The sequence below is a fragment of the Roseovarius confluentis genome (assembly GCF_002917925.1).
In the GTDB taxonomy this organism is placed as follows: Bacteria; Pseudomonadota; Alphaproteobacteria; order Rhodobacterales; family Rhodobacteraceae; genus Roseovarius; species Roseovarius confluentis.
Genome location: NZ_PPFE01000011.1, coordinates 136,168 through 158,041, shown reverse-complemented (window position 1 = coordinate 158,041; position 21,874 = coordinate 136,168). Strand labels below are relative to the sequence as shown.

Annotated in this window: 21 protein-coding genes and 2 pseudogenes; 10 read left to right on the top strand and 13 right to left on the bottom strand. The window is 59.2% G+C overall.

What is annotated here, in order from left to right; all coding sequences use genetic code 11:
- Positions 1–161 precede the first annotated feature (161 nt).
- From C2I35_RS18960 to C2I35_RS18950, 4 genes and pseudogenes are all read left to right on the top strand, one after another.
- Positions 162–644: a multicopper oxidase domain-containing protein gene (locus tag C2I35_RS18960; protein ID WP_245890551.1), complete on the top strand. Its 483-nt coding sequence runs from the start codon at positions 162–164 to the stop codon at positions 642–644.
- A 46-nt stretch (positions 645–690) separates the two neighbouring features.
- Positions 691–1,416: a copper-binding protein gene (locus C2I35_RS18955; RefSeq protein ID WP_103764594.1), complete on the top strand. Its 726-nt coding sequence runs from the start codon at positions 691–693 to the stop codon at positions 1,414–1,416.
- Between the two features lie 152 nt (positions 1,417–1,568).
- Positions 1,569–1,753: pseudogene (locus C2I35_RS22540) on the top strand (helix-turn-helix domain-containing protein); the annotation flags it as partial.
- Between the two features lie 18 nt (positions 1,754–1,771).
- A pseudogene (locus C2I35_RS18950) lies at positions 1,772–2,137 on the top strand (integrase core domain-containing protein); the annotation flags it as partial.
- A 41-nt stretch (positions 2,138–2,178) separates the two neighbouring features.
- Here C2I35_RS18950 and C2I35_RS18945 read toward each other — a convergent pair.
- Positions 2,179–2,940, bottom strand: a complete 762-nt coding sequence (locus tag C2I35_RS18945; RefSeq protein ID WP_146050082.1) for a hypothetical protein — start codon at positions 2,938–2,940, stop codon at positions 2,179–2,181.
- A gap of 450 nt (positions 2,941–3,390) precedes the next feature.
- Between C2I35_RS18945 and C2I35_RS18940 the strand changes: the two genes are divergently transcribed.
- The 4 genes from C2I35_RS18940 (at position 3,391) to C2I35_RS18920 (ending at position 8,505) form a co-directional block, all read left to right on the top strand.
- On the top strand, positions 3,391–3,972 hold the full coding sequence (locus tag C2I35_RS18940) for a L,D-transpeptidase (RefSeq protein ID WP_103764592.1): 582 nt from the start codon (positions 3,391–3,393) through the stop codon (positions 3,970–3,972).
- Positions 3,973–4,437: 465 nt separating this feature from the next.
- Positions 4,438–5,100 (top strand): L,D-transpeptidase, encoded by a 663-nt coding sequence (locus C2I35_RS18935; RefSeq protein WP_103764591.1) that lies wholly within the window; start codon positions 4,438–4,440, stop codon positions 5,098–5,100.
- A gap of 474 nt (positions 5,101–5,574) precedes the next feature.
- Positions 5,575–7,929: a heavy metal translocating P-type ATPase gene (locus tag C2I35_RS18925; protein ID WP_443217233.1), complete on the top strand. Its 2,355-nt coding sequence runs from the start codon at positions 5,575–5,577 to the stop codon at positions 7,927–7,929.
- 99 nt (positions 7,930–8,028) lie between these two features.
- Positions 8,029–8,505 carry a L,D-transpeptidase family protein gene (locus C2I35_RS18920; RefSeq protein ID WP_103764637.1) on the top strand — a complete coding sequence of 159 codons (477 nt, stop codon included), beginning with the start codon at positions 8,029–8,031 and terminating at the stop codon, positions 8,503–8,505.
- Positions 8,506–8,508: 3 nt separating this feature from the next.
- Here C2I35_RS18920 and phnE read toward each other — a convergent pair whose 3' ends face one another.
- The 4 genes from phnE to C2I35_RS18900 are packed head-to-tail and all read right to left on the bottom strand — an operon-like array spanning position 8,509 to position 12,798.
- The gene (gene phnE / locus C2I35_RS18915; protein WP_103764589.1) at positions 8,509–9,267 is read right to left on the bottom strand and encodes a phosphonate ABC transporter, permease protein PhnE; all 759 of its coding nucleotides are present in this window, start codon (positions 9,265–9,267) and stop codon (positions 8,509–8,511) included.
- Entirely contained in the window at positions 9,267–10,049 is a 783-nt protein-coding gene (locus tag C2I35_RS18910) for a phosphonate ABC transporter ATP-binding protein (protein WP_103764588.1), read from the bottom strand. The genes phnE and C2I35_RS18910 overlap by 1 nt, the downstream gene beginning before the upstream one ends.
- Positions 10,046–10,921 carry a phosphate/phosphite/phosphonate ABC transporter substrate-binding protein gene (locus tag C2I35_RS18905; RefSeq protein WP_103764587.1) on the bottom strand — a complete coding sequence of 292 codons (876 nt, stop codon included), beginning with the start codon at positions 10,919–10,921 and terminating at the stop codon, positions 10,046–10,048. The genes C2I35_RS18910 and C2I35_RS18905 overlap by 4 nt, the downstream gene beginning before the upstream one ends.
- Entirely contained in the window at positions 10,921–12,798 is a 1,878-nt protein-coding gene (locus C2I35_RS18900) for a cytochrome c peroxidase (protein ID WP_103764636.1), read from the bottom strand. The genes C2I35_RS18905 and C2I35_RS18900 overlap by 1 nt, the downstream gene beginning before the upstream one ends.
- A gap of 95 nt (positions 12,799–12,893) precedes the next feature.
- On the opposite strand from C2I35_RS18900, the gene mntR reads away from it, so the two are divergent.
- Positions 12,894–13,364, top strand: a complete 471-nt coding sequence (gene mntR / locus C2I35_RS18895) for a manganese-binding transcriptional regulator MntR (RefSeq protein ID WP_103764586.1) — start codon at positions 12,894–12,896, stop codon at positions 13,362–13,364.
- Positions 13,365–13,641: 277 nt separating this feature from the next.
- Entirely contained in the window at positions 13,642–14,550 is a 909-nt protein-coding gene (locus tag C2I35_RS18890; RefSeq protein WP_146050081.1) for a cytochrome c oxidase assembly protein, read from the top strand.
- A gap of 3 nt (positions 14,551–14,553) precedes the next feature.
- On the opposite strand, the gene C2I35_RS18885 is transcribed toward C2I35_RS18890, so the two are convergent.
- From C2I35_RS18885 to C2I35_RS18855, 8 genes are all read right to left on the bottom strand, one after another.
- Positions 14,554–15,159: an SCO family protein gene (locus C2I35_RS18885; RefSeq protein WP_170067263.1), complete on the bottom strand. Its 606-nt coding sequence runs from the start codon at positions 15,157–15,159 to the stop codon at positions 14,554–14,556.
- Positions 15,160–15,461: 302 nt separating this feature from the next.
- The gene (locus C2I35_RS18880) at positions 15,462–16,403 is read right to left on the bottom strand and encodes a cytochrome c oxidase assembly protein (protein WP_236544575.1); all 942 of its coding nucleotides are present in this window, start codon (positions 16,401–16,403) and stop codon (positions 15,462–15,464) included.
- A 47-nt stretch (positions 16,404–16,450) separates the two neighbouring features.
- Positions 16,451–18,376 (bottom strand): penicillin acylase family protein, encoded by a 1,926-nt coding sequence (locus C2I35_RS18875; protein WP_103764635.1) that lies wholly within the window; start codon positions 18,374–18,376, stop codon positions 16,451–16,453.
- A gap of 24 nt (positions 18,377–18,400) precedes the next feature.
- Complete coding sequence (locus tag C2I35_RS22230) at positions 18,401–18,568, bottom strand: hypothetical protein (protein WP_057796579.1); 168 nt, start codon at positions 18,566–18,568, stop codon at positions 18,401–18,403.
- Positions 18,568–20,139 (bottom strand): apolipoprotein N-acyltransferase, encoded by a 1,572-nt coding sequence (gene lnt, locus C2I35_RS18870; protein ID WP_103764583.1) that lies wholly within the window; start codon positions 20,137–20,139, stop codon positions 18,568–18,570. Before lnt ends, C2I35_RS22230 begins: the two co-directional genes overlap by 1 nt.
- A complete protein-coding gene (gene lspA / locus C2I35_RS18865; RefSeq protein WP_057796581.1) occupies positions 20,136–20,606 on the bottom strand; it encodes a signal peptidase II in 471 nt (156 codons plus the stop codon). The genes lnt and lspA overlap by 4 nt, the downstream gene beginning before the upstream one ends.
- A 4-nt stretch (positions 20,607–20,610) precedes the next feature.
- Positions 20,611–21,393: a ZIP family metal transporter gene (locus tag C2I35_RS18860; protein WP_057796582.1), complete on the bottom strand. Its 783-nt coding sequence runs from the start codon at positions 21,391–21,393 to the stop codon at positions 20,611–20,613.
- Positions 21,394–21,415: 22 nt separating this feature from the next.
- Positions 21,416–21,874, bottom strand: a complete 459-nt coding sequence (locus tag C2I35_RS18855; RefSeq protein WP_057796583.1) for a DUF411 domain-containing protein — start codon at positions 21,872–21,874, stop codon at positions 21,416–21,418.

Below are 21,874 nucleotides of genomic sequence, written 5' to 3'. Positions count from 1 at the left end.
ACCGCTAAGGCAGTCGCGGCGAGCCGCAAGTTTTTGCAAGCGCAGCCGGTGGAGAACATGCGGCAGGCGAAACCAGTCCGTCGCATAGATTTATCGTTCATACTGATCGACCGGGCTGCACACGCGGCGGCTGGGTGTCGCCTGAAGCGCAATGGCCAGAGGTGAGCATCGACATCCCCGTGGGCGCGATGCGCGCCTATGAGTTCGTCGCGGACCATCTGGGTGACTGGGCGATCCACTGTCACAAGTCACACCACACGATGAACGCCATGGGCCATGACGTGCCGACGTTCATCGGTGTCAACAAGAAGCCGCTGACGCAGAAGATCCGTCAGTTCCAGCCGGAATACATGCCTATGGGTACGAACGGGATGGGCGAGATGGCGAAAATGGAAATGCCGCTGCCCGACAATACCATCCCGATGATGACGGGTTGGGGCCCTTACGGCCCCATCGAGATGGGCGGCATGTTTTCGGTCGTAAAGGTGCGGGACGGCATCGACGCGGACGATTACTCCGATCCCGGCTGGTACGAGAACCCCCCGGGCGAGATGGCCTACGAATGGACCGGCGAGTTGCCTGAATTCGCCTCCAACAACAGCCCCAGGACCATTCTCACACAGAAACCAGCCTCGAAGGGCTGAGCAGCCCTTCGTCATCTCTAACCAAACCAACCTACAGGAAAATGAAATGAAAAACCTTCTTCTGACAACAAGCCTCGCGATCGCGCTTTCCACACAGGCCTATGCTACAGGCACGCACGGCGGTGGACATGATGAAAACCAGCCTACCGAACAGACAGAAATGATGGTCGGCATGCCAGGTGACCCCGCCAAGGTGGATCGCACAATCGACGTCACTTTGCTCGAAAACGATGAGGGCCAGATGCTGATCGAGAGCGAAGAGATGACCATCAAGGAGGGTGAAACCATCCGCTTCAACATCACCAACAAGGGTGAGTTGGAGCATGAGTTCGTACTCGACACGGTCGAGCGCAATGCCGAGCACAAGATCGAAATGGCCAAGATGGACATGGAACACGACGATCCGAACCGTATCCGTCTCGATGCGGGCGCGTCGGGTGAGGTTGTCTGGACTTTCGCGAATTCCGGTACGTTCGAAGCAGCATGCCTGATCCCGGGCCACTACGAAGCCGGCATGCACCGTGAGGTCGCGGTCGGTGACCAGATAGCTCAGGCTGACGTGGAGTACACGAGCGGGACCATCAAGAAAATCGACGCGGAGGCCGGCAAAGTCACAATCATTCACGGCCCTCTCGTCAACCTTGATATGCCCGCGATGACCATGGTGTTCCGCGCTGACGAAGCAATGATGGCCAAGATGGCGGAGGGTCAGGAAATCGAGTTCGTTGCCGACCGGGTTGAGGGAAAGCTTACTGTCACGCAGGTGAAGTGAAGATAGACAATGGGGCCGAGGCGAACACGCCCGGCCCCAACGATTTGAGGCAATAAAATCAAGCGCTACGGAGGTAGCCGAGCAATGTAGATATGCCGTTACTCGCGGGACATTTTCTTTAACCTCCGAGGTTTGGGACGAAGGAGATGTTCATGACCAAGGACCAACGCGAGATCCAACGCAAGTTGCGGATACTTCGACATGCGGAGGAGATCGGTCACGTCGCAGGACTTGCCGCTATTTCGGGATAGATCGATCCAGCTTCTACCGTTGGCGTCAAGACGTCTTACGAAGCGCTCAGAGAGAAGCTATAATCAACAAACGGGATGTCCCACGAGTAACCGCACCTTACACCCTCCAACAGGCCGTTCTTCAGAGACAACCCGGATCAGGCCTGGTGCTTCACTCGGATCGCGGATCGCAATTGCTGTCCATTCGCTATACCGAGCGACTCGCAGAGGCGGGGGTAGAACCTTCCGTGGGAAGCGTTTGCGACAGTTATGACAATGCCCTGGCCGAGACGGCCAATGGCCTGTTCAATGCTGAGGTCATCCACCGACGCGGGCCATGGCGCAGTTTCGATGCAGTCGAATACGCGACCCTGTATTGGGTGAATTGGTTCAACAACCGCCGTCTTCTCGAACCCATCGTATACATTCCGCCAAGAGAGGTCGAAGCAAACTATTACGCGACTCTGGAAACATCAGACATGGCCGCGTAGCTAAGATCAATCAGCCTCCGGCAAACCCGGCGCGGTTCATATCACGCCTCCAAGAAAGTCGTGTGTTTACTGTTCTGCGGCAGGAGGAAGATCGAGGTTGCCAGGAGCGAGAAGACCAACTCGTAGACCTCCCATTTGCGAGGAACGTCGATGACCGCAATCACCAGGCTTGCTGCAACGGCGAGCATTGCGTGACGTGTGCCGGGCACCGGGGCGGCAATGTGATTGGCGGCACGTTTGATCCAGCTGACGCGCGAGTAGAGCAGTGGCAGCACGGTAATGTAGACCAGCACGATTAACGTTAGGATCGGACCGAAGAGCGTCTTGGCGAGGTGGAAATCGCCCCAAGGCGTGGGCACAATCAGGTTGTGCAGGTTCGTTTCCTGCTGCTTGTTCATCTCCTCGAAGGTCTCGCCGGTTTCCCAGCCGATTATACGTTGGCCCCAGGAAATCTCCTCGCCCGCGGCAAAGAAGAAGAGAAGCGCATAGAACAGCGTGCAGGCGAAGGCGAGGCCCGCGCCGCGCGCCTTTAGCGACCGCGCGTTCATCACCAGGACGACGCTGGCCACGCAGAGAAAGAGAGCAGTGCCGTACTCCACCAAGCCGTCTTCACGCGCGTAGGTGAGCGAGAAATAGTCGGTGCTGTAGAAATAAATACCGACCGAAAGTAACAGCACGGCGGCGACAATGCCGAGCAGGATTTTGTCGATACGCAGGATTGCGGACAGAGTCATATAAGGCGTGCCTTTCTCAGCAGATTTGGCGCCGGAATATGCGAGGCGGGACCGCGCATCAAGCGCCAAGCTTTTTACTGAGTCGAACCTACGTTCGGCTCAGGTGTGAAACCACATCTTGACGCTGGACTCACGATAGGTTGAAGCAATATCCAACCTTCGAAAAGTCATCGTTCACACGTCGTGGGCTTTCCAGTAGCTCTCACTCGCGATTTGGATGCAAATCAGGAGCAAGTTGACGAACACGTTTCTATCGAAGTACTTAAGCGTCTCGCCGCTATCGCCCGTGACCGAGGAGGCAAGATTGTATCACGCTGGAGAGCGGTGTTGTGGATTGCCGCGCAGATATCCAATACGCGCTCGGCATGCTTTGGTCAAATCTCCCTTCGGAAAGTTCGGATCGTACCCTCGGAGCAACAATCGAACTGCTCGCAGTTGTGAACACACGATCGTGAGTTCTACTTATCGAGGCGATGTGTTCGCAATTTCATGTAACTCAATTTAGTGGGGTACATCGAAATGAAAAACTTTAGCAGGCGAATGTTCGTATCTACCAGTGCAGCCAGCGTGTTGGTTCCTATGACTGGTGCAGCAAGTCAACCCTCTTTTCCAGAACGTTTTCTTCCTCAACTGGTAAACGCACGTCGGACGGATTGGCTGCCCGGAGATCTGCATTTAGTACCGGATGATTTTTTTTTGTATTTCATGCTCGAAGAAGGTATGGCGATCCGCTACGGAGTAGGAGTTGGACGCAAGGATTTGTACGAATCAGGCGTGTTCACAGTAGCGCGCAAAGCCAAATGGCCGTGGTGGCGGCCGACCAACGCCATGATCCAAAGAGAGCCGAATAAGTATGCACGATTTAGAAACGGTTTGAAGGGAGGACCGAATAATCCTCTCGGCGCGCGAGCGATCTATTTATACGATGATGACGGCCGAGACACCTATCTTCGAATCCATGGAACCAACGCACCAGAAACCATCGGGTCGGCCGTTTCGAACGGATGTGCCCGCCTCACCAATAAGCACGTAAAGGACCTGTACGATCGTGTTGCGATAGGTGCACGCGTTTATCTTTACCCCAAACTGAACGGCATTTGAAAAAGTCGTTTGCAACTTGAGGTCAGCGAAACGAATGTACGCGGCGCATGTCTCACCCCGTGAGGTTTTGATACCCACATGAATGATGCAATCGTATCCTGTTCGCATGCAGAATTTGGACCAATGTTTTACGTCGAAGCCTACTTTCGCAAGGATCAACCAATTGTTAGCCTGTCTGACCCTGACTGGAGGCTGTGGCTCGGAAATAGGCTGAAAAAAGCTTCGTCTGCCCCTTGAGAAGTAATTGGATCAGCTGGCTTTTCACGCGACGAGGCTGGGTTAGTGGGAATCGTGTTCGCAGAACTTTTTCCTTGAACGTTTAGGAGCTTTAGGAGTTACAACGAAAATGTACTGAACTAGACCTTGGGAAGGTTGCTGACGATGCCTCATTCCTTCCTGGGCAAGTAGAGACGCGTTAAGGATATATTTTATCCTTTAGTAAAATCTTGCGAAGGAAACAGAAAAATGCTGACGAGACGCCACTTCATCCAGACAACGACTGCGCTATTCTCGGCCTCAATCGCTCAGCCGCTCTTTGCCGATACGTGGCCAACAGAATCACAAAAGGCGGCTTGGGACACGCAAGTCACACCGTTCGGCTACGAGCCAGCCACGACTAACCCATGGGGTCTGCATCCAAGGTTTTTGCCGCAGCGCGTCGTTGCGAAGCGCAATCTCGTGCCGGGCGACATCCACGTGGACGCAGTGGCGCGATACCTCTACCACATCGAAAAAGGTGGAACTGCAATGCGCTACGGCGTGGCCATTGCAAAGGGCGACCTTTATGAGCCGGGAACTTATACGATTAAGCGGAAGGTGAAATGGCCTCATTGGACGCCAACCAAAAACATGATTGAACGCAATCCGGAGTACGAGCAATACGCAGATGGTATGGAACCTGGCCCGACCAACGCACTTGGGTCACGTGCGCTTTATCTTTTTGTCGGCAGTAGGGATAGCTATCTACGTATCCATGGCACACCGTATCCAAAAAGCATCGGCGGTCGCGCAAGTTCTGGCTGCGTCCGGATGGTCATGGCTCACATCAACGAACTTTATCCCAACGTCAAGATAGGTTCGACAGCGTTTCTTTACTCGGCCGAGGATAGTGTGACAGCGCAAAGTTGAAGGCGTGCACTGAACTCGACGCATCCGCGACCCTCTGGACAAGCAAATCAAGACTGGAGAGACGTGCAGATTGGTCCGCCGCCGGCCGCGCGAAGAGGTACCAAAGTGGTCTCTACTGGTCCACTGTGCTGATACCAGTAGCACCCATCTTCCGGAAGTCGACGAGCCGACGTGAGATCCTGACCGGGTGCAGCAAGTGCCGCTACAGACGCGGGAACATTGCCAACCTTGTTCTGAGCGCCATCATCTGTCGGCGGCACCGCGCAGCCGGCGAGTACCAGAATTGCTGCAATGATAGGCGCTTGTCGTTTTTGCATTTTTAACCCGCTCTTTCTGATTTCATCGCGCCTTAGTGGTGCGGTGAACGTTCGGACGCTGCAATTTTCTGCATGAAACGTCCTATTCTAACTCTTGATGCTCTAGTTGCTTTAGGAGCTATAGCAATGTGGAATCAATGAATCCCGAGGTCAATCCATGTCTTTTGATGGCAACCGCAACGATCACAGCCACCGGAGTGATCAAAAGCAACCTCACGCAACAGGCAAATCCTGTTGCGATGCGAACAGTGATGTTGCGTCGGCTGGGCTAGCGCCGTCCGGCGGAAGGAGCTTTCAGGTCTCCGGGCTCGATTGCGCCGAAGAGGTGGCGATCCTGAACCGGGTTGTCGGGCCGAAAGTGGGCGGAACCGAACACCTGGCATTCGACGTTATCAACGGGCGAATGACCATCCTCGATAGCGCCAAGAGGATACCAGACGACGAGGTCACGCAGTTGGTCGCAACGACCGGCATGAGCGCGAAGCCTTGGGATGCCGACAACGCAGCAGAGGACCAGGCCGCGCATCTGGCACGTCAGAAGCGCTTTACCTCGTTGAGCGGCGGCTTCTGGGGGGCGGGATTCCTTTTTCACATGGTCGAGACCGGCATGGGTGGCGCGCTCGGGCTCTTTGCGGGCCATGGCGATGTGCCGATGCCCATGGCGGAAGCAGGGATCTTCGCCCTCGCGATTCTTTTCGGAGTTTGGCTTGTCGCGCCCAAGGCCTGGTCTTCGGCGCGGAGGCTTAGCCCCGACATGAACCTGCTCATGGTGCTGGCCGTCGCCGGCGCCATCAGCCTCGGAGAGTTTTTTGAGGCTGCGACGGTCGCCTTCTTTTTTTCGCTCTCTCTCTATCTTGAGAGCTGGAGCGTGGGGCGGGCGCGTAACGCGGTTTCCGCGCTCCTCGATCTGGCGCCGCCAACGGCGCGGGTCCTTTACGAAGACGGATCGGAATCCGACGTTCCGGCTGCGGCTGTGGCAGTCAATGCAAGGTTTATCGTGCGCGGCGGCGACCGGATCCCCCTCGACGGTGAGGTCGTGGACGGGGCAGGGGCCGTCGATCAGGCCCCAATTACTGGGGAAAGCGCGCTAGTACCCAAGGAACCCGGCGAAGAGGTCTATGCCGGCACGATCAACGGCGAAGGCACACTGACGGTGCGGGCGACGAAGGCCGCCTCGGATACGGTGCTCGCGAAAATCATTCGCATGGTAGGCGATGCCCATGCCCGCCGCGCGCCGGTCGAACAGTGGGTGGCCAAGTTCGCGCGCATCTACACACCAATCGTGATGGCTCTGGCGATCACCATCGCGCTGGTGCCACCACTCCTGCTCGGCGGCGCCTGGGACTACTGGTTCTACAATGCCCTGGTCCTTCTGGTCATCGCATGTCCTTGCGCGTTGGTCATTTCTACGCCGGTTTCCATCGTTGCGGCGCTGACCGCGTCGGCACGGGCGGGGGTGCTCATCAAGGGCGGCGCCTATGTCGAAGCGCCGGGGCGGACCACGGCACTGGCGATGGACAAGACCGGGACGATCACCATGGGAGAGCCTGAGGTGGCGGCGGTTCACCCACTGGTCGGTGTTTCCGCACGCGATCTCATGGCGCTGGCAGCAAGCCTGGAGGTGCGGTCTTCACACCCGCTGGCACGCGCCATACTCTCGCGCGCCAAAGCCGATGGTGTTTCCGTGTCTGCCGCAGAGGACACCCGCACCGTGCCCGGGCGCGGTCTGGAAGGACGCGCCGACGGGCGCGCTATCTGGCTCGGCTCGGATCGGTTCGCCGAAGAGAAAGGGTTCGGCAATGCCATTCCGGCGGATCTGCGGGATCAGATCGGGGAGACAGGGAGCACCCTCGTTGCCGTGGGTGACAAGGCCGGCGTGACCGGCGTACTGGAGCTTCGCGACCGCATCCGCCCAGATGCAAAGGGTATCGTTGCGCGCCTGCATGCGCAGGGTGTGGATACCATCGTGATGTTGACGGGCGACAACGAACGCACCGCGCGCGCGGTGGCAGCCGAAGTCGGCATCGACGAGGTGCGCGCCGAACTTTTGCCGGAAGACAAGGTGACGGCCATTGAGGAACTCGTCGAAAGCCACGACATGGTAGCGATGATCGGCGACGGTGTGAACGACGCACCGGCCATGGCGCGGGCGCATTATGCCATCGCCATGGGCGCTGTCGGATCGGATGCCGCTATCGAGACGGCCGACATCGCGCTTATGACCGACGACATCGGCAAGGTACCCTGGCTTATTGGCCATTCGCGCCGGGCCATGACGATCATCCACCAGAATATCGGCATATCGCTGGCGACCAAGGCGCTGTTCGTCGGGCTGACCGCGTTCGGGATGGCCTCAATGTGGGGCGCCATTGCTGCGGATGTAGGCGTGTCTCTGCTTGTCGTGGCCAACGCGCTTCGGCTCCTGAACGGCCACCGGGTCGAAGCGGGGCCCTCGGGCGGTGAACCGATTGGCGAGCGGATGGCGAAGGGAGCACTCGCGCACGGTCATTGATCCGGCGGTTTCGGTAGGGTAACGTCTGACATCATCCAGACCTCGCAAAAGGGGCGTCGAGCAGTGGTGAATACCAGAATTTCACGGCGGGTCTTGCTGTTGGGCGGTTTGGCCGCCTTCCTTTCAGGCTGTGCCAGCAAGTTCCGGTCGTACAACGGACCACAAGTGACCCGGTTACGCATGTACAAGGCGCAGCGGCTGTTAGTTCTTGACGGCGCGGATGACGTCTTGCGGACCTATCCCATCGGATTGGGCTTCGCGCCCGAAGGCCACAAGCAGTTTGAGGGGGACGGCCGCACGCCGGAGGGCTCCTACCTGATTGACCGGCGCAACCCAAACAGCCTCTTCCACCTCTCCATCGGCATCTCATATCCCAATGAAGCCGACATCGCGTTTGCAGAGGCGCAAGGAAAATCGCCGGGTGGCGACATCTTCATCCACGGGGGGCCCCGCAAGGGGATCGACCCGATGAACAAACGCGACTGGACCGCGGGCTGCATCTCCGTCACGGACCGGCAGATCGAGGATATCTACGCCATGGTCAGGGACGGGACACCGATCGACATCTATGCCTGAAGGTCAGGCAAAACGACGGCGCAGCGCGACGTTGATAGCTTCGATGGCGATGACCATGACGACGACGGCAATCGTGACGCTGGCCGCCTTGTCATACTGGAAAGAGCGCACGTAGGTCTGGATGTAAAAGCCGATCCCGCCCGCGCCGACAATGCCGAGGATCAGCGACTCGCGCAGGTTCAACTCGAACCGGAAAATCGTGTCGCGGGCGACGACCGGCGCCATCTGCGGCCAGATCGCGTATCTGAGCCGCACGAGCGGCCCGGCGCCCGCGCTTTCCAGCGCGGCGATCGGCGCGCGGGACACGCCGTCGATCGCCTCGGCATAGAACTTGGCGAGCATCCCCGTTGCATGAAAGGCGACCGCGATGATGCCGGGCAGCGGCCCGAGCCCGACAGCGCCCACCATGAGCATGGCCACGAGGATCAGCGGAATCGCCCGTATGAAGGCAAGCAGCGTTCGGATCGACCGGAACACCGCAGGCGATACCATCGTCTCGGACGCGAGAATGCCGAAGGGAACGGACAGGATCACAGCACCGAGGGAGCCGAGGATCGCTATTCTCAGCGTTTCCGCGCTGCCCTTCTTGATCTCGGCCATCACCGTCGGGTCAGGCGGAAACATCCGACCGAGGAAATCGGCAATGCGCGGGCCGGCCGACATGAGACGCGACAACTCGACATCGGTATTCGCGAAGGACCACAGGATCGCCGCGGCGATCAGACCACTCGTCGCAAAGCCGCCAAACCCGCGGAACGCCATCAGGACACCGCCCTGAGGCCGATTCCGGGGATTGGCTCAACCTCCCGATAGAGCTCCGCTGTCGCATCCTCGTTCAACTCGGAGGTCGGCACATCAAAGGCGATCCGCCCGCCACGAATGCCAATGATACGCTGCGCAAAACGCCGCGCCAGGTCGGGTTGGTGAGACGCAAACAGCGCCGTCGCGCCGCGCGCTTGCGCCGCCCCGGTCAGCAGCGCCAAGATCTCACCTGCACGCGCAGGGTCGAGGTTGCTCACCGGTTCATCGGCCAGAATAAGCCGTGGTTCCTGCGCCAGACACCGCGCGATGGCGACGCGCTGCCGCTGCCCGCCGCTGAGGCTGTCGACCCTGCGATCGGCAAGATCGGAAATGCCGCAATCGGCAAGTGCCGTGCGCGCAATCTCCAGATCGTGCTTGGTCGGTGATCCCATCAGGGCCCGCAGCGGCGACATGCGCCCCAGGCGGCCATTCAGGACGTTACGCAGAACAGTGGAGCGTTCGACCAACGCGAACTCTTGAAAAACGAAACCGGTATCCGGGCGGCGCGAGCGCATTGGCGGATGATCGGGATCGAGCGGTGCGCCCAAGATCGAAACCTGCCCGCGCCAGCCAAAGAGCCTGCCATCAAGCAGTGCCAGCAGGGTCGTCTTGCCCGCCCCGGACGGGCCGAGCAGAGCCACGCTTTCGCCCGTCGGAATCTTAAGCGAAACCCGCTCCAGCGCCGGGACGTCCGCGCCCGTATGGGCAAAACTCAGGTCGTCGATTTGGATAGCAGTGCTCATTCCAACAGCCCGTATCGCCGCGCCATGTCGCGCACGCCGTTATAGGCGGCGCCGTCGGCCCTGACGTAGCCGTCCGGTCCATAAAGATAGCGCAGCTTGTTGCGGTGCTCTGGCTCGTTGAGCCGCAGCATTGCGCCGACAAAACGGTCCCGCAGAGCGGCATCGAGCCCAGGGCGAGCGATCACCAAATGGCTCGGGATCGGTGCGCTTTCCGCGATCCAGGTTACCTCCGCCTGTTGCTGCGGTGTCAGAAGCAGGTCGGCATACTGGCTGGCGCCCGCGGCATCGACCAAGCCTTCGGCGATTGCCTGCATGGCTTGTTGGTAGCCCCCCGCGAAAAAGACGCGGCCGAAAAATTCCTCCGCTGCGCCGGGACCTTTAACCAGCCCGGCCTCTACGAATTCGGCGAGCGGATAGAGATAGCCCGATTCCGAGATCGGATCCGCGAATGCGATGTCGCGTCCGCGCAGGTCTGCGAGCGCGCCGATACCGCTGTCGCGCCGCACGAAAATGCGGCCCGTATAATTCGGCGCGTCGCGGTAGACCTCGGACAGGAGTGGCACGGCACCGATCTCGGCCTCGGCCAGAACGAAGGGCAGGGCGCCCATGAAGGAGACATCCGCGTCGCCGTTTCGCAGCGCCTCGACCGCCGCTGCGTGGTCGATGGTAACGAACCCCTCGACCGGGACGCCGATCTCACTGGCCAGCCAGCCGGTGATAGCCTCGATATCGCCAAGCAGCTTCTCCGGGTTCTCCTGCGGGATGAAAGCCAGCCGCAACGCAGTGTCCTGCGCGGCGAGAGGTGTCGCCAACGACACCGCGCCCGCGCCGACCAAGGTCAGTATCGCTCTACGGGTCAGTTGAACTGGCATCAGAATGCCCTCTCTTCAATTGCGGCGGCTTCGGACTTGAACGCGGTCCAGCTTGCTTCGGCGGCCGCCCAGTCATCGGCACGGACGGCGGCGCCGACCGCGGCCAGCCGCTCAGCCAACGCGTAGACCTCGGGCCGCGCAGCAAGGTTCGACATGGTGCTGGCGTCCGCCGAGAGGTCCGCGGCCACGGTGTCAGTTAGCAGCAGGATGTGCTCTGCGTCCCGCCGCGGCAGTAACGTGTCGAGTGTCGAGGCGAAGGTCGTCAATTCGGCGAATGCCAGCCGGAAAGCGGTATTCTCGGTGTCGAACGTCTCGTAGGGTTCGTCCGCCGCACCCACGGTCTTGAGATAGGCGGTCAGGGACGCGCGGTCTTCCCCGGTCAACCCGAGCGCTTTCGTTTCGTCGAACCAGTCCACGACAGCGGCCAGCGTCGGCAGAGATCCGTCATGGAAGTAGGGCGCGGTATAGGCCGTGCCGAGCAGCGTGGGCGTGTCCAGCGCACCGGCACGGGCACCTTCATAGGCCGGCGCAACGGAGCCTATGTCGTGGGCCTGCCGGTCGAGGAAGTTCGCGTCTGGCTCGTGGCAACTGGCGCAGGAGCGGTCGCCGAGCCCGGCAAAGGGCGTGTTGAAGATCTCCTCGCCGCGCCGGGCGGCCTCTGGGGCCGCGTCGGTCAGGCGGCCATCACTCGTCAGCATGGAATTCGGCAGGAAGTCGAACTCGAGCATGTAGGCGACGAGAGCGTCCAGCACGAAGGGCGTCGGTTCATCCCCGCCGAACTCGTTGACGATCACGTTGCGGGTGAAATCGCGAAGGGAGGCGAAGCGGCCATCGCGGCCATAGGGTCCGGTGAAGCGCAGCCCGCGCAGGCTGGGAATGTCGAGCGGGTCGTCGCGCCGGTCGTTGAAGATCGGGTTGAAAAAGGCGCCGTCGACATCGATCGCGCCTGGCTGGTGGCTTGCGCCCGGAACGAAAAGCCGCTGGTTTATGTCCGAGCGGTTGTGACACGTCGAGCAGGTGATCCCGAGATCGCGCGCGGGGCTTCCGAAGATCTGCGCGCTGTCGAACAGCATGTCGCCGTAAGCGACGAGCGGCAGGTCGGTCTCGTCGATGCCCTGCTCCTCGAAATTGAGGACGAGCAGTGGCAACGGGTTCTGATCGAAGATGTCGGAGCCCGGTGGCAGGCTTGGTGGCACCTCGATGGCGCGACCGCTGAGCACGGCGGTTTCCGGCAGGGCGCTTAACGCCCTACGCGGAGCGAAGCTGTCCAAAAGATAGTTTTCCGCAAGATAGCTGGAGATCACTGCGCGCGCCGCTTCCATGGTCTCGCGATCCGCAGATGTCGAGCCTGCGCCAAGTACGCCAGAGAACCCGGTGCTGCTATTGAGCTCCAGCCAAGCCAGGCCGATCCGTCTCGCAGCCTCCGAATCGGCGGCCGCAACGCCGTCCTCGAACGCGCGGTAGAGTTCGCGTGCCGTTCGTACGGCCTGCTGTGCCGTCGCCGATTCTTCGGCCGCGAGAGCCCGGTCCAGTTCCTCTTCGATCCTGAGCGCGATGAGCCGCGTCGCCTCGGCAAAAACCGCCTGCCGGTCTTCGCGCATCATGGCCTTCAAGAGACCTGCGGGCTCGATTTCGCTTTCGCGGTCCAGCCACGCCAGCGCGCCGACAGAGAATTCTGAACCCCGGTAGGGTTCCGTCCAGGCGGTATCGGTGATGTCCCAGGGCCGAGGCTCGAGATTTAAAAGAAAGAGCGTCAGACGGTAGGCCGCTGCCTCGGGAAGCCAAGGCGCCTCCTTGGCCGGCGTCGCGGCGACAGGTCCAGACAGGAGGAGCGCAATTGCGAGTGTGGCCAGCAGCACTCTCATAATATTTCGCATGACCACGGTCTCCAAGGCAAAAGTTAGACATGGCTAATTTATCTACCCGAAGCAAACAAGTTGTCAATCCCGCTGTTTCGCTGCAAAGTCCGGACATGACGAAGCTACAATCACAAGGGCGTGAGCCATTCGAAGCGGTCGACCGGGCTCCCGAGGCGCAGGCCGATGGCTTTGCGACCGTGCGTCAGGCACATGAAAGCGAGATGGCGGAGGATTACGTCGAACTGATCGCGGAACTGATCGAGACGCGCGGGGAGGCCAGACCGGTCGAGATCGCCGAGCGGCTTGGCGTGAAGCCGCCAACCGTGACCAAGAACATCTCGCGGCTCAAGGCTGCTGGCTTGGTGCGGCGGGAACCTTACCGCGCGATTTTCCTCACCGATGCCGGGCGGGAGTTGGCCGAGGCCTGCCGTCGACGCCACAGGATCGTAGTCGCGTTTCTCCTGAGCCTTGGGATCGACGAAGGGACCGCGGAACGCGATGCGGAGGGTATTGAACACCACGTCAGCGAGATAACGCTGAAAGCATTCGAACAAGCGCTCGTGCTTTCCCAGAGTGATACTTAACGCCGCAATAGGTTCTGCGCGAAAATGAAACAACAGCCTCAAAAATATTACACCAAAGATCGAGTTACGATCGCTGCAAGCGAAAACTTACGACCAACTCATATTACAGTGATCTGCAACTGGGACGGTGCGATAGCGACAGAGCTATGCGGAGGCTTGGCCTGCGGCTGATCATTGGCCGATCATCACCTCAGGCTCTGACAGGGCGGGCACACAAATTGCCACATACTTGTTTCTTGCGTTGCGTCTTCCAATCGATCAAAAGACCATCGCGACCATGACCATTCAGAAACTCGAAGCCAATGCCTTGCCAAGCGACACTTTGGCCTATGGCAGTATCGTGCTGCTTGGCGCGGCTCTCTGGGCGCTAACCACCTACTTTCCGGCGCAGATGCCGGCGATCCTGCCCTATCAATTCTCTTGGCTGATCTATCTCGCGGTGACGCTGTCGGGGCTCTGGTTCGCGCGCGGGCTCCGGCGGACCGCGCCGGGAGACCGCCCGAGCCGATTGCGGCAGGCGGCCTTCTGGACGGGGTTGGTGTTGCTGTGGGGCGCTACGCAGACCGGGTTCGAATATCTCGCACAACGCATGTTCTTCACCAATCGGTTGCAGCACGTCGCCATGCATCATGTAGGCCCGGTCCTGCTGGCGCTCAGCGCGGGTGGCCCGGTGCTGCTGGCGGGGGCGCCGGAATGGTCGCGCGCGCTCTGTGCCAGCCGCTTGGTGATTGTTATCTATCGCACGATCCAGCAGCCCGTCATAGCGGTGATACTCTTCGTCGGTCTGTTCTGGTTCTGGCTGATCCCGCCGGTGCATTTCGCCGCCATGCTTGACCCGGTTCTGTACCAGATGATGAACTGGTCGATGGCGGTGGATGGTATCCTGTTCTGGGCGCTGGTGCTGGACACCCGTCCCGCGCCGCCCGCGCGGCTGCGCTTCGGCTGGCGCGCGGCGCTGGCCGTGGGCGTGATGTTCCCGCAGATCATTCTGGGCGCACTGATCTCTTTCGCCACGGTGGACCTGTTTCCCTATTACGCCTTCTGTGGACGGTATTTCCCTTCGATCTCGGCAGTGACCGACCAGCAGATCGGCGGCATCGTCATCTGGATTCCTCCCGCGATGATGAGCGTTCTGGGCCTCTTGGTGGTGGTGCGCAACATGCGCGCCGCCAACGCAGACCTTTAGCCTTCAGGCGCTCATCACGCGACGGATGTCGCCGGTGGCCCCAGCGATGTCGGCCTGTAGCGTATCGAAACCGGGCCATATGACGCGCGCGTCGCCTTGCGCATCGAAAACATAGACAGACTTGCCGTGCGATACATCATAGGTCAAGTCGTCCGGCTGATGTGATTCGATCTTGTAGGTGACTTTGAGGCGCCGGGCAAGACGGGCCAGTTGGTTGGGCGTGCCGATCAGCCCGTCAACGCACGGCGTGAAGGCGGCGGCGTATTCCGTCATCACCTCGGGCGTATCGCGCTCGGGGTCCACTGTAACGAAGAGTATCGACAGTTTCGCGGCGTCCTCGCCCAGCTGATCGACCACAGCGGACAGGTTGGAGAGTGTCATCGGGCAGATATCGGGGCAGAAGCTAAAGCCAAAGAACAGCGCGACGACCTGTCCTTCATAATCGGCCTGTGTCACGCGCGTCCCGTCCTGAGCCCGGGTCATGGTGAAAGACAGGTCGGGTAAAAGCCCGCTTACATCCTCGCCATACCATCCAGCCTCGTTACAGGCGGCCAGCGGCACGACCAGTCCTGCGGACCCCATGCGCCGGAGCAGCGCTCGGCGGGTCATCGTCGCGTCAGTACGGGCCATATTTTACCAATATCGCCACGCCAAAGGCCGTTGCGAAAAAGAGACCGGCAACGCACAGCAAAATCCAGAGCACCATTCGATTGCTCGATCTGGTCGTTCGCTTGACATCGCTCGCCGTAGGGTCCGACGTCTCGGTTGCTTCGGTCCCCTCATCCATACCGGTTTGCTATATCATTTCGGCGCGTATCACAACGTGCCAAGCCGCAAGCGGGATGCGACAAGGTGCCTCGTGAACAGTTCTCGTCATGCCTGCGCATTGCGTGCTGGCGGGATGGCAACGATCACAGTGCATACACAATCGTCACCACCGTTATCATGACGATCAAGAACATGACCAACGCGCCCAGGGCGAGCGTCCGGCCCATGTCACGATTTGGCTTTGCAACCTTCAGACGCAACTCTTCGGCCGTTTCCGGAAATTCGAGCGCGGCGGAGTTCGAGGCGCGCGTCAGTTCGTATCGCGCATCCCAGCGACGCACTTCCGCAGCGTTCCAGCCGTTCATGACCAGAATGATCGCGGCGATCATCACCATCGAGGATGGGACCCAGATCACGTAGCCACCAATCGTTTCATCGGATAAAGTTGCAGATAAGCCGGTGCCTGTCGTTTGGTAGGAGGCATAAAGGGCCACCTCCTTAAGTGTCGTGAGGGAACCCAGAAAAATGTTTGAAACAATCACCACAAAACCGGAGATCAGCCTCGCTCCGCGTCGCGCACCGGCAGGGGGATCCCTCCAGTCGAAAAGCATGCCGAAATACCAGATCCCTGCCAGCACCATCGCCAGATGTGCGAGCAGCTCGACCGCCGCGATGCGCTGCGCAAGTCCGTAAAGGACCGGTATCTGCCAGACGAAGAGCGAAGCGATGAGCAAGGCAGTGGCGGTTGCCGGATGCGCCATGAACCGCACGAACCAGGCGTTCGCCAGCGCGCCGAGGTATCGACGCCACCGACTTTCCAAACCGGCTTGCAGGATGCGCCACGGCTGCGAAACAGCGATGAGCAGTGGTCCTGCAAGGCGAAGGAGAAGATGTTCCACCTGGTGCACCGAAAAGAGGCTGTGCCCCAATGAAGCCAGAGACGCATTCGTGGCCACGAAAATGCAGGTCAAGCCAGCGAAGAACATAGCCTGCCGCCAAAGAGAAACCGTCCCGCGAATACGAGCGGATCGCGCGAGGCCGCGCATGTAGTACCATGCGGCCAAGCTGACGGAAACAAGGGACACTGGCGAAATCGCATATCCAAACGGGTCGAAAAGGAGGAAATATGTGATTATCGGCTCCTCCCTTGTTTTACTGCCCGGCTGTAGGCGGATAAGGGTGAAAGTCGCGAAGTTCCTACTGCGCCACCCCGGGCCAAAGATAGATCGGTTGACATCACGAGGTATTTGCTCTGCATCCACCTAGGAAACAGGTTGTCGTAGAAACGTGACAGCGGATGGCCGGACTGACCGGCAGGCGTGATGAAATAGGAGAGGCTTTCATCCGAAAACGACATGACTGCCTGAAAATTAGTGCCGACGCTGGAGGCGACCGGGCGGTCATTGTCAGAAGCGATCAGTGTATAAGGGTCACCCGAGTATGGCGCTTCGAGAGACAACAAATCGCTGATAATCCCGTTCGACTGGATTGGCGACCACTGCATATTCAGTGTGTGTTCCGCGCCCCAGAACCAGACTGAAGGATCGCTTCCGTACCGGTCAACAAGCTTGGCAATGGCATCATCCAGAGCTGCACGAGCCTGATCCTGGCAGGTCTCAATGCGGGCGGACGGGCGGATGTCGCACCAGATTGCGCTCCCTCTTCGATCTGAAAGGACCGCGGATAGGAAATCAGGATTCGGTCTGGTCCAGACCGCAGTTGCAGATGGAAACTCATCTTGAAGTATGCGTCTTTGCAAAGCACGTACCCATGTCCAGAACACGAGCGGTTCCAGTGAGTAGCGACCCATCTCGCCATTCCATTGAGAAAGCTCGTCCAAAACTTCTTCGCGAAGCTTTCCGACTTTGTTCTCATTGATGTCGCTTGCGGAACTCACGAACCAGAGCTCTTTTGCCATCAGCGGAAGAAGGGTACGCGCGACAGCGCTGACCGTGTCGCGTTGAACCGCAATCGCGCTCTCGACAGTGAATACGGGCCGGCGATCATCGAGAACTGCAAGTCTGGCGTCTTGAAATGATCCAGGACGCTTGACCTCGCTTTCAGGCCAAACCGCCAGAGTTGTCCGGTCGACCGCTAGGACCTCCAATCCATCTGGCACCTTGTTCATGGTTGCGTTCAGAGCATAGTTCACACCGGCGGACTTGGCCAGACGGTCGAGCATCATCAAGAAATCACTTGTCTGCGCAGCTTTGGAAACTTCTGGTTCTTCTATTTCATTTGGCGAAAAAGATCTGAACGCCCAGGCGACGCGCTCGTTGTGACCAACGACAATGAAAGGCACGCCTGGCATCGTAGCGCCAATCGCGACCCCTTCCGGCGTTTGAAGGTCTGCCAAGTACCATTCGGACGGCAGTGACAAAGGACCACTGATATCCGCCGCAAGCATCGGTGCTCCGGTAGTAGTCCGATCTTCGGGCAACGCCCACGCAGTCAGTTTGACCCTTGGAGAAGCGGCAAACAACTCGGGTGTCGCGGGTCGATCTGACGGAATCTGGTTATCTGGGAATCCAGACAGTTCGTTCTGAAGTTTATCGGGGCGAAGATCGTTCAGAAATGCGTTTGCGACATTGATGCTATCAACGGGCCTCCACGCCGCGATCGTTCTCTCATCCGCGATCAACAGTTCAGGTGCGCCTCTGCCGCGCCCGCCTTCGGACACCAGCCCAAGCCAGGCGTTAACACCTGCGGCATATGCTTCGAGTGCATCCGATGTCGACGGTTCAAGTTCAGCTATCTGCTCAAGTGGCAATAAACCTTGCGCTGTCCGCCTTGCCCTCAATAATTGCCCCAGCCGGTCTTGCGCGTGAACGAACCCGAGCGCGAAATAGCTGTCTGCAGCGGAGCCGGCGGAAATGTGTGGTATAGCTGAAGCATCTCTCAGGACGTTAACCGGGCCTTCTATACCCGCAACGCTAAAGTTCTCTTCATAGTCAGGAACGGAGGCACTGAGCAGAAAGTAGCCAGCACCCCAAACGAACAAGCCTGATGCAAAAATCGACAGGAACAAATATAGTGAAATGAGGATCAGCCGTCTCAATTCGTCGCCCGTACAAAACTAGTTTCAGGATATGATGCGCAAGAAGATCAACGAGGCGAAATAGGCGAGCAAGCCGAAGACAATGCCGGAGCTTGTCGCATATTGAAGCATATCCAGGCGGTCCCCTTTCCGTCGCCGCGCCAGATAGCCACCCCAAATCGTACCTCCGACAAATCCCGCGAGCACCAGCATCACAATTCCTCCGATCTTGTATTTTCGCGATTGAAACGTTGACATATGAATCCGACGGCAAAGGCTATGCCCCAGGCCGCACAGATGAGCGCTAGCGACGTCCAATCACCGAAACGTGCGTAAGGCGTGGGCGCATGCGCTGCCGGAAGCCTGGCATCTATGACACCAGTTTGCCCGATGTCGAGACGGGCGACGATCTCTCCGCTGGCATCGATAATCGCGGATATCCCAGTGTTGGCCGCGCGGACCACGGGAAGCCCTTCCTCGACCGCGCGCATGCGCGCGGAAGCGAGGTGTTGCTCAGGTCCAATGCTGGTTCCGAACCATGCATCATTTGTACCGTTGAATATCCAGTCAGGACGGAGAAGCTCATCGACCACCTGGCCCGGAAAAATGATCTCGTAACAGATCGCCACCCCGACCAGAGGTGCCCCAGGGATCGCCAGTGTGTGTGGCCCTGGTCCTGGCGTAAAATCGCCTAACCCTTCTGTCAGCCGCTCAAAGGGCAGCAAGCCTTTCAGGGGCACATATTCCCCGAACGGAACGAGATGATGTTTTGCATATCCCGCCAGAATCTCACCGCTGCCGTCATAGGCTTGTACAGTGTTGAAATATCTGGTTGCCCCATCTCCCTCTACGCGGTCCGGCGCACCTGTCAAAAGGACCCTGCCGTCTGGCAAAGCCGCAGATATTTGCGTGCGCGCAATGGCGTCCTCGTCCAGAAAACCGGGGAAAGCCGTTTCCGGCCAAAGCAGCAGATCGAAACGGCCGGGTCGCACAGACAATCTCAGGTATTTTTCCAAGGTTCGCTTGCGGCTGCCCGGTGCCCACTTCTCGACTTGCGGCACATTGCCTTGAACAATGCGCAATGTAATGTCTGTCGGCGGAACGTCTTGACTTGACCAAAGTGTACCGCCACCCCAGAGACCCGTCATCGCAACGGAAAAGAGCGCGAAAACGGACAGACGTCTCTTTGGCGCTACCGCAATCAAAACACTTGGCAAGGTGCCGATGAAGACCGTGAGAAAGCTCATGCCGTAGCTTCCAACCCAGGCCGCTGGCTGTCGCAGCGCGGCGTGATCGACCAAAGCATATGCAGCAAGGTTCCACGGAAATCCTGTCAGAACATGACCCCGCAGCCATTCCGTGGCCATCCAGCAGGTCGCAAGCAAAAGGCCCGCCTTAATACCATGGAGAACTCGATGCTGCATTATGGCGGCAAAAAGCATAGCTGCGCTGGCCGGGAAAATCGCTAGCCCGGCGGACAGTCCCACTACTGCTGGGATCGCCAGTGCGCCGAAACGTTCGGCATCGACGTAAAAGCTCTCGGCGATCCAGGAAATTCCAATCCCGAATTGGCCCAGTCCGAAAGCCCAACCGACAAGGAAAGCGCGCGAGGTTGAGATGTTCCGGAGAACAATAAAGAGCACGGAGAAGGAGACAGGGACCGCGATGAGCCAAGAAAACGGCGGAAGGGTCAAAACCGTCAATCCGCCGGCAACAAGGGCAAGACCTATGCGCGGGAAGAGGTTTGGGTCCTCACTAACGAACTGCGGCAAACCTGGCTTCATGAATCGGTCTGAAGTCGAGCGCCAACCCACGGCGCACTGAGCAGCACCACGCCGCCAACCACAAAAATATCGGCCATGTTGAAGGCAGGCCAATGCGCCGTCCCGATGTAGAAATCGAAGAAATCCGTCACTGCACGAAAGCGCAGGCGGTCCAGAATATTGCCAAGAGCACCGCCGATGATCGCACCATAGGCAATGGCCTCGACCCGGCTGCTGGAACGGATCAGCATGGCCGCCAACCAGACGCAGATGCCAAGCGCCAATACGACAAGGCTCCACCATGGCGCACCGCCGAGAAGCCCGAAGGTCACCCCGTCATTGCGCAGGTAGATGAGATTGAAGCCGGGAAAGACCGATACACCGGAACTAAGTACAGTCGCATTGGAAACAACGATTGCCTTCGTTGCCTGATCGACAAGAAAGGCGATTAGAGCAGCAAGCAGACCGACGAAGAGGCAAGTTCTCATACGCTTATCCCAGCCAGACGTCGAGGAACAACATGATCACAAGACCAACCGCGAGGCCGAGCGTCGCCCTGTTCTGATGGCCGGACCGGTGGGTTTCCGGAATGATCTCGTGGCTGATGACGTAGAGCATCGCACCTGCTGCGAAGGCGAGACCCCAAGGCAGCAGCGGTTGCGAAAGACTGATAATGCCCGCGCCGAGAAGCCCACCGAAAGGCTCGACGAGACCGGTCAGAGCGGCGATGCCCCAGGCGCGAAACCTGGAATAGCCCTCGCCGAGCAACGAAACCGCCACCGCCAGACCTTCGGGGGCATTCTGTAATCCAATACCGATAGCAAGTGGCAACCCGCCCGACAAACCGTCAGCCCCGAACCCGACGCCGACGGCAAGCCCTTCGGGAAAATTGTGGATCGTGATCGCGATGATGAAAAGCCAGACGCGGCGCAGCGATGCGGCGTCTGGGCCTTCCCGCCCCGACTTGAAATGCTCATGCGGTAGCCGTTCGTTCATCAGAGCAACGGCGCCCATGCCAAGCAGAATCGCAACGCAAACGATGGCCGCCGGGAGAGCACCGTTGTCGAACTGTCCTTCGGCTGCGTCGAGAGCCGGAATGATCAGCGAAAAAAACGAAGCAGCGAGCATGACACCCGCTGCGAAGCCAAGCAGCAGATCGCGCGTAGCCCGGGACGGGATGCGCCCAAAAAGAACTGGGACCGCCCCGACCGCAGTCAGCGATCCGGCGGCCAGGCTTCCAAGAAAGCCAAGGGTAATTGGAGAGAAGGGTTCCAAGCGCTGAAGTCTCGGCGATACGTCAGTCAGCGGCCGAATAGCTGCTAAAGATCTCGGTCGATCCATCGCCGCGGATCAGGAAGACGTCATAAGCCTCACGATCGTCTTCCGGTCCCATGCCCGGCGAGCCATAGGGCATTCCCGGCAACGCCAGCCCCACTGCATCAGGACGCTCATCCAGAAAACGCTGAATGTCTGATGCCGGCACATGACCTTCGATCACGTAGGCGTCGACCAAAGCCGTATGGCAGGACACCATGCGCTGAGGCACGCCATTGTCGAGTTTGAAGCGCACAAGAGATCCGCCGAACATGTCCTCGCCTGTCGGCGCGAATCCGCTTTCCTCCAGATGCTTCATCCAGGAGTGACAACAGCCGCAGCCGTTTGTCTTTCGGACGTCAATCTGGATCGCAACGGCGACAGCTTGCCCCGCGGGAAACAAGGCCAGCGTGACTGCAAGGGCGGGAGCCAATCGTTTCAT

What these genes read in the sequence shown, in the direction of transcription:
- C2I35_RS18955 (WP_103764594.1), top strand. Translation starts at nt 691, where the DNA reads ATGAAAAACCTTCTTCTGACAACAAGCCTCGCGATCGCGCTTTCCACA.
- C2I35_RS18940 (WP_103764592.1), top strand. Translation starts at nt 3,391, where the DNA reads ATGAAAAACTTTAGCAGGCGAATGTTCGTATCTACCAGTGCAGCCAGC.
- C2I35_RS18935 (WP_103764591.1), top strand. Translation starts at nt 4,438, where the DNA reads ATGCTGACGAGACGCCACTTCATCCAGACAACGACTGCGCTATTCTCG.
- C2I35_RS18925 (WP_443217233.1), top strand. Translation starts at nt 5,575, where the DNA reads ATGTCTTTTGATGGCAACCGCAACGATCACAGCCACCGGAGTGATCAA.
- phnE (WP_103764589.1), bottom strand. Translation starts at nt 9,267, where the DNA reads ATGGCGTTCCGCGGGTTTGGCGGCTTTGCGACGAGTGGTCTGATCGCC.
- C2I35_RS18910 (WP_103764588.1), bottom strand. Translation starts at nt 10,049, where the DNA reads ATGAGCACTGCTATCCAAATCGACGACCTGAGTTTTGCCCATACGGGC.
- C2I35_RS18905 (WP_103764587.1), bottom strand. Translation starts at nt 10,921, where the DNA reads ATGCCAGTTCAACTGACCCGTAGAGCGATACTGACCTTGGTCGGCGCG.
- C2I35_RS18900 (WP_103764636.1), bottom strand. Translation starts at nt 12,798, where the DNA reads ATGCGAAATATTATGAGAGTGCTGCTGGCCACACTCGCAATTGCGCTC.
- mntR (WP_103764586.1), top strand. Translation starts at nt 12,894, where the DNA reads ATGACGAAGCTACAATCACAAGGGCGTGAGCCATTCGAAGCGGTCGAC.
- C2I35_RS18890 (WP_146050081.1), top strand. Translation starts at nt 13,642, where the DNA reads ATGACCATTCAGAAACTCGAAGCCAATGCCTTGCCAAGCGACACTTTG.
- C2I35_RS18885 (WP_170067263.1), bottom strand. Translation starts at nt 15,159, where the DNA reads ATGACCCGCCGAGCGCTGCTCCGGCGCATGGGGTCCGCAGGACTGGTC.
- C2I35_RS22230 (WP_057796579.1), bottom strand. Translation starts at nt 18,568, where the DNA reads ATGCTGGTGCTCGCGGGATTTGTCGGAGGTACGATTTGGGGTGGCTAT.
- lnt (WP_103764583.1), bottom strand. Translation starts at nt 20,139, where the DNA reads ATGAAGCCAGGTTTGCCGCAGTTCGTTAGTGAGGACCCAAACCTCTTC.
- lspA (WP_057796581.1), bottom strand. Translation starts at nt 20,606, where the DNA reads ATGAGAACTTGCCTCTTCGTCGGTCTGCTTGCTGCTCTAATCGCCTTT.
- C2I35_RS18855 (WP_057796583.1), bottom strand. Translation starts at nt 21,874, where the DNA reads ATGAAACGATTGGCTCCCGCCCTTGCAGTCACGCTGGCCTTGTTTCCC.